Source organism: Terriglobia bacterium (assembly GCA_020072565.1).
Classification (GTDB): domain Bacteria; phylum Acidobacteriota; class UBA6911; order UBA6911; family UBA6911; genus JAFNAG01.
Genome location: JAIQGI010000019.1, coordinates 236,441 through 243,472, shown reverse-complemented (window position 1 = coordinate 243,472; position 7,032 = coordinate 236,441). Strand labels below are relative to the sequence as shown.

Sequence of the window (7,032 nt, the reverse complement as noted above, 5' to 3'; positions counted from 1 at the left end):
GTGTCATGTACAACGAAGAGATTCATATCCAATCGCTTCGAAATAAAGGGTCCGAGGTTTTGGACTATATTGACAAGGCCGCATAGAGAATCATGAAATCAAAAATACTTGACAGACTACCTCAGATGTCTTCGGGCCTCGGCTCTGTCTTGAATGCAGAAACTCCAGGGCACGGGCTTCAGCCCTTAAGCGCTAGGTTAACCCACTTTCCCGACCTGGACTTGGACTTGGACTTGGACGTGGACCTTGACGCTCTGCTGCGCCGCAAGCGATAAGAAGCGACCCGTAGCCTGATAAAGGCTGGGCGTGCAAGAGTTTGTCTCCGCTCAAAAGGTCCACGTTTACGTCCAGGTTTAGGTCCAAGTCCACGTTTATTGGCAAAAGCATTCCTATCTTAGCGCTTATGGGCTTCAGCCCGTGATCAGGCCCCGGTCATCATGCGCCTGGACTTCCCTGCCAGTACTTGACGATAACCCCATTCTGCTCCATGAAAACGGGGTGCGCGGTTCGTTGACTAGGATCAAACCCCGTCCTACTATTCTTAACAGGGTGGCACATGGTGGGGACGACGATCTCACATTACCGAATCGTGTCCAAGCTGGACGGCGGCGGCATGGGAGTGCTGTACGAGGCCGAGGACCTGACGCTCGGCCGGCATGTCGCTTTGAAGTTCCTGCCCCAGGACCTGGCAAGGGACCCCATCGCGCTGGAACGACTCCAGCAGGAGGCGCGCGCGGCGTCGGCGCTGAACCATCCGAACATCTGCACCATCTTCGAGATCAACTGCGAAGCCCCCCAGCCCTTCATTGCGATGGAGTTGCTCGAAGGTTCGACCCTGAAGCAAATGATCACGGGCAAACCGCTTGAGGTTGATCAGCTGCTCGACCTCGGCATCGAGATCGCAGATGCTCTGGATGCGGCCCATGCCGGAGGAATTATCCATCGCGACATCAAACCGGCCAACCTGTTCCTAACCAAACGGGGCCACATCAAGATCCTCGATTTCGGATTGGCGAAGCCCGTACCGCAGCGCAGGCAGGGAAGCGGGGCGGAAAACTAGGTGGATGCCACGACCACCACGGCCGAGATTCACCTGACGAGTCCCGGCGCCACGGTGGGGACGGTGGCGTACATGTCGCCGGAACAGGTGAAGGGCAAGGAACTGGACACCCGAACGGATCTGTTCAGCTTTGGCGCCGTGCTTTATGAAATGGCAACCGGGATCATGCCGTTTCGCGGGGATACGTCCGGCGTGATCTTCGAGGCCATCCTTAACCGGGCTCCAGTGGCTCCTGTGAGGCTGAATCCGGAAACGCCGTTGAGGCTGGAAGAGATCATCAATAAAGCGCTGGAAAAGGATCGCGAGCTGCGCTACCAGCACGCCGCCGACATCCGCGCCGACCTGAAACGAATGAAGCGCGACAGTGACGCAAACCGGTCGGGGGTGCGTCCGACGACCGCTGCAACAAGTTCCACTCCGGATGCCGCTCCGGCGACCATCGCCGCCGTCGATTCGGCTGCCGCGCCGGTTGCCGTACGCCGGGTGATTCCCCGAAATCTTCCCGCGCCACCTCCGGCGCCTGGTTTGTCTGCCGCCGCCGGGCACGCCGCCGGTTCCCGAAGCCGGAAATGGTGGTTGGGCGGGATCGCCGCAGCCATCATCGCGGTGGCAGCCGTCGGCTTCTCTGTCTACTCGCACCACGTGCACGCCTTCAACGGGCGCGACTCGGTGGTGCTGGCCGATTTCATCAACGCGACTGGAGATCCGGTCTTTGACGGCACGCTCGAGCAGGCGCTCGCGGTGTCTCTGCGGCAGTCACCCTATGTCAGCATTGTTTCGGATCCCCGTATCCGGTCCACGCTCAAGATGATGGGCCGTGCAGCCGACGAGCGGCTCACCACCGATGTGGCTCGCGACCTGGCGCAGCGCGTCCACGCCAAGGCTGTCATCATCGGCAGCATTGCCCAACTCGGCAGCGCCTATGTTGTGACCCTGGCGGCTGCAAACTCCGCTACGGGTGAAACGATCGCGCAGGACCAGCAGCAGAGCGACAAAAAGGAGAAAGTTCTGGCGTCGCTCGGCCAGGCGGCCACACACCTGCGCGAGAAACTGGGTGAATCGCTGGCATCGGTCGCCAAGCTCGACAAGCCTCTCGACGAGGCCACCACGTCATCGCTCGAAGCGCTCAGGAATTACACTCTGGGTGAAGAGCAACGGCAGAAAGTCGGCGACGAGGAATCCATACCCTTTTACAAGCGGGCGGTCGAGTTGGATCCGAACTTTGCGCTTGCCTATGCGCGACTGGGCACGATTTACTTCAATATCGGCGATGCCGGATTGAGCCAGGAATATACCAGGAAGGCTTTCGAGCTCAAGAACCGCGTGAGCGAGCTCGAGAAATTCTACCTCAGCTCTCACTACTATGAGTTCGTGACCTTCGAGTTGGACAAGGCTCTCGAGGCCTACGATCTCTGGGCGAAGACTTACCCGCGCGACTTCACGCCCGTGCTGAATACGGGAGTGATCTACGGCGATCAGGGGCAGTTTGAGAAGGCTCTGGAGAAGGCGCAGGAGGCGATGCGGCTCGAACCGGATCACTTGCTCTCCTATGTGAACCTCGGCGCTGATTTCATTTCCCTCGGACGCTACGACGAGGCCGAGGCGATTATTGCGCAGGCCGCGACGCGCAAGCTGGAAGACCAGAGTTTTCATTTCTTTAAGTACTTCATTGCATTCGCGCGCAACGACGGCCGGGGTATGCAGGCGCAGTTGGACTGGGCACGCGGGAAGCCGTCTGAAGACGTGTTCGTTGCTTCCGAGGCTGCAACCTCGGCTTACGCAGGCAAACTGAGGCAGGCACGCGCGCTCTATGCCAGAGCCGGCGAAATGGCGAAGCTGAACGGCCATAGGCAGAGAGCAGCCATTCACCTGCTCGACCTGGCTGGTGCGGAAGCGCTCTTCGGCAATGCCGACCAGGCGCGCCGGCAAGTCTCGGCCGCCCTCCAACTCGACAGCGGCGGACTGAATACCGGTCCTGCCGCCGCGGTCCTGGCAGCGGCCGGCGATCGGGCACAAGCGGAGAAACTCGCGAAACAGCTACATGAGCAGTACCCCAAGGGTACGATGATCAATGCGGTAGAGCTGCCGATCATCCGGAGTTATATCGATACCGATCCTGCGCGTATCATTGTCGACCTGGAGGCGGCGCAGCCTTATGAACGCGGCGCCCCCGAAGTGATCTACCGCAACGCGGAAGCGTACCTGATGGAGAACTCTGCAGCGCAGGCATTAGTCGAGTTCCGGAAGCTCCTCTCTTCCGCCTCCCACTTCAAAATGGCGGCACCGGTTCGGGCGCTTGCTCGTCTTGGTCTCGCCCGAGCCTATGCGCGGCAGGGGGACAATGCCAATGCCCGCACCGCGTACCAGGACTTCCTGGCCCTCTGGAAAGACGCCGACTCCGACCTCCCCATCCTCCAGCGAGCCAGGGAGGAATACGCGAAGCTGCGATAAGCCAAGCCTCAAAAGCCCGACGCAGATGAATTCTCTGCGCTCTCCGCGCCCTCTGCGTTTTTCTTTTGCCTTTCACCAATATAATCGGAACTGCCTCAGTCAAGCGCGCTCATGGCGCTTTCCAGGATGTCCAGGCCTTGCTGCAGCGTCCGGTCATCGATTACCAATGGGACGAGAAAGCGGATGACATTGGAGTTGGTTCCCGCGGAAATCAGCACAAGGCCCCGGCGCAGGCACTCGGCCTTCAAGCGCGCGACGTAGTCGGCAGCCGGCTCCCTGGATGTGCGATTCTCCACGAACTCAATGCCGGCCATCGCGCCGAGGCCGCGGACCTCACCGATGCGGCCATTCCTTTCCTGCCATTGCCCGGCGCGGGCCCGGATCTGCTCGCCGATTCGTGAAGCCCGCCCGCACAGGTTCTCGCGCTCGATTTTCTCGATCACCTTGAGAGCCGCAGCGCAGCATACCGGATTTCCGCCGAATGTTCCTCCGAGTCCTCCCACTTGCGGGGTGTCGAGGATTTCCTCGCGCCCCAGCACCGCGCTGAGCGGCAGGCCGCCGGCGAGCGATTTCGACATGACGACCAGATCAGGTTCCAGGCCAAGCTGCTGAAAGGCAAACATGGCGCCGGTTCGCGCGAAGCCTGTCTGCACCTCGTCCACGACAAAGAGAATCCTGTGGCGCCGGCAGATGCGCTCGATCCTGGGCAGGTATTCTGCAGGTGGGACAATGAATCCACCCTCGCCCTGCACGGGCTCCACGATCAGTGCCGCGACGTCGCCGGATGCGACCTGGTTCTCGAAGGCCTCTGCCAACAGATCCGCACAGGCGACGTCGCAGGCAGGATATGCGCGCGAAATAGGGCAGCGATAGCAATAGGCATACGGGAGCCGATACACTTCCGGAGGAAACGGCCCGAAACCGGCCTTGTACGTCCTGGTTTTGCTCGTAAGCGCGAGCGCCATCAGAGTCCGGCCGTGGAATGAGTTCTGGAAGGTTATGACCGCTTGCCGCCTGGTGAAGGCGCGGGCCAGCTTGACGGCATTTTCCACCGCCTCCGCGCCGCTGTTCACCAGCATCCCCTTTTTCGGACCTGCTCCGGGAAGGTATCCGACGAGCTTCTCGATCAGGGCCAGATAGGGCTCGTGCATGGCGACGTGCGCGCACGAAAACAGGAATCGATCCGCCTGCTCATGGACCGCGGCCACTACGTCTTCGGGGCTGTTGCCCGCGTTCAGGCAGCCCAGGCCGCCGGCAAAATCGATGAACACATTGCCGTCCACGTCCTGCCATAGCGCTCCCTGTCCGCGTTGAACAAAGATCGAGTGGTAGCTGTAGATCCCGCGCGGCATCACTTTCTGCCGCCGCTCCATCAGGGCCAGAGAGCGCGGTCCGGGGATCTGCCCCAACTTCTCTGGGTCGAATTGAAGAGCAGCCATAGGGCCTTTCTGTCACTTTGTTTCATGACTATCAACAGGTTGAAGCTGAAGAGCTCAACGCAGAGGGCGCCGAGCTTTGACAGGCTCAATTCCGAACTCCAGGCGTCCTCTGCGTTAATCCTTCGCGGGCTGCTGCTACCAGTTCTTTGCCGGCAGCGGCACGACCATGAACGAATGCGGCTTGCCGATCGGCGTAAGGGTGTCGCCCGTCAGTTTGCCGAGTGTCGCGGTGTAGCGGCCCGGCTCGACAGCAGGCGCGCCACCGCGGCCACGACCGATCTGCGCGCCAGCGGCAGCACCTGCGCCGGCAGCCTTCGGAAGTTCTTGCGGCGCCGCCTGGCGGTTCTCGCTCGGGATTTGATCGAGCCGGCGCACCTGCTTACCGGTGTCGTCGGTTATGGTCACCACCAGCTTGGTGTCGGCCGGCAGGGTCTGTCCTACGGAGTAGGTGAACACCGCTCCCGCCGGCGGATTTGGCGTCACTTCGTTGCCCCACGCCGCCTGTTCATACCCATAATCTATTGCCTTTCAGATCAGAACTTCTTCTGGTCGACGCGGTCGAGCCGGGTGTCGGGCAGGAGTCCGCACTGATGGGTGCTGAAATTCTCGACGTTCCTGAGCACGAATGTCGGCACATCCTGCGCGTGCATCGCCAGGGCGTGCAGGAAATCAGCACCCCGCACGTCGTTGAGAATAAACGCGGGCCGCAGATCCTCGTTCAGGTAGCGAACTTCAACGTCATTGAACTCGATATCCTTCACATGCCGGATGAAGAATCCATAGGCCGGGATCTGGCCGAACATCGACGGCTCGGGATAGGATTTTTCGTTTTCGGGTGGCTCCAGCGCCGCCTGCTCCCTCGTGCCGCCGCCCCGGCAGAAGATCCGGATGTTGCGCAGCTTCACATCCTCGATGTCATGGCCGGGGATCCCGCTGATGATCGAGCCGTAACGTGGATCGGCATTGTAAACGACGATGTTGCTGAGGAGCACCCGGCGCAACGCGCCGATCGGCGTGCCCTCGGGGCCGCGCATGCGGCTCCCCAGCCGCAGGAAAATCGGAGCATTCACGACATCGCGCATGGTTATGTTCGTGATCGAGACATCTTCGAGCAATCCGCCGTCGACCGTTTCCAGCGCGAGCCCGCAGCAATAATCGAAAACGCAGTTGCTGATCGTGATGTTCTTGAAGCCGCCGTTGGACTCGGTGCCGAACTTGATGCGCCCGGTGCGGGACCCTTTTTCGCTGCGGCGGTAACTGCCGTCCAGGAAGCTGCCTGCCTCGTAGCCGCTGACCTGGCAATTGGTGATGGTCACGTTTTCCGTCGCGCGCGCGAAACCGAGTCCATACGAACTCTTCAGGCAGATGCCGTCGTCGGTCGGCGAATTGATGCTGCAGTTGGAGATCCGGACGTTGCGGCAGCAGTCGACGTTGAACCCGTCGCGGTTGGTGTCGATCTTGAGGTTGTCGATCGTGAGGTTGTCCACGCCGGTCGCCAGGATGCCGAAGTGGCCGCCGCGAAAAATCGAGAAGTCGCGCAGGATGACGTTGCGGCACAGCTTGAGAGCGATCGCCTTGTCGCCCACGCCCGCGCGCGGACTGTCTCCACGAATCAGGCCTTTGCCATCAATCAGCCCCGGTCCGAGAATGGACACGTTCTCGATTCCTTCGCCCCAAATCAGGCTGTTGTGCCAGTGGCTGTGGCCGAAGTCCTGAAACTTGTCCCACTGGTTCGGCTCGGCCGGGTCGTACCCGCCGCTGCCGCCTTCCGGCGGCGGATCGTCGGCCAGGATCGTGGCGCCCTGATCGAGGTACAACGCGACGTTGCTTTTCAGGTGAATCGTGTAGCACAGGTACTTTCCGGCCGGGAAGCGGACCGTGCCGCCTCCTGCCGCGACCGCCGCATCGATTGCCTTGTCGACGGCCGGGGTGTCAAGCGTCTTGCCGTCTCCCGCGGCGCCATAGGCACGGACGTCATACACGCCCGCAGCCGTCTGCATGGCATCCGCAGTGGCGACGCCGGAGGCATGCTTTGCCGGCTCTCTCGGGATCGCTGTCGAGACAGCAGCGCTGATCAAAAAG

The 7,032-nt window shown here is 61.1% G+C and carries 5 protein-coding genes; 2 read left to right on the top strand and 3 right to left on the bottom strand.

Annotation, left to right across the window (positions count from 1 at the left end):
• The first annotated feature begins 556 nt into the window (after positions 1–556).
• On the top strand, positions 557–1,060 hold the full coding sequence (locus LAP85_13760) for a serine/threonine protein kinase (protein MBZ5497462.1): 504 nt from the start codon (positions 557–559) through the stop codon (positions 1,058–1,060).
• The gene (locus LAP85_13755; protein MBZ5497461.1) at positions 1,061–3,511 is read left to right on the top strand and encodes a tetratricopeptide repeat protein; all 2,451 of its coding nucleotides are present in this window, start codon (positions 1,061–1,063) and stop codon (positions 3,509–3,511) included.
• 95 nt (positions 3,512–3,606) lie between these two features.
• Here LAP85_13755 and gabT read toward each other — a convergent pair whose 3' ends face one another.
• From gabT to LAP85_13740, 3 genes are all read right to left on the bottom strand, one after another.
• A complete protein-coding gene (gene gabT, locus LAP85_13750) occupies positions 3,607–4,950 on the bottom strand; it encodes a 4-aminobutyrate--2-oxoglutarate transaminase (protein ID MBZ5497460.1) in 1,344 nt (447 codons plus the stop codon).
• 135 nt (positions 4,951–5,085) lie between these two features.
• Positions 5,086–5,406, bottom strand: a complete 321-nt coding sequence (locus LAP85_13745) for a hypothetical protein (GenBank protein ID MBZ5497459.1) — start codon at positions 5,404–5,406, stop codon at positions 5,086–5,088.
• Between the two features lie 77 nt (positions 5,407–5,483).
• A complete protein-coding gene (locus LAP85_13740; protein ID MBZ5497458.1) occupies positions 5,484–6,950 on the bottom strand; it encodes a glycoside hydrolase family 28 protein in 1,467 nt (488 codons plus the stop codon).
• Positions 6,951–7,032: the final 82 nt, after the last annotated feature.

Bases quoted from the DNA above. Each gene is read 5' to 3' on its own strand.
- gabT (MBZ5497460.1), bottom strand. From the start codon at position 4,950: ATGGCTGCTCTTCAATTCGACCCAGAGAAGTTGGGGCAGATCCCCGGA.
- LAP85_13740 (MBZ5497458.1), bottom strand. From the start codon at position 6,950: ATGCAGACGGCTGCGGGCGTGTATGACGTCCGTGCCTATGGCGCCGCG.
- LAP85_13760 (MBZ5497462.1), top strand. From the start codon at position 557: ATGGTGGGGACGACGATCTCACATTACCGAATCGTGTCCAAGCTGGAC.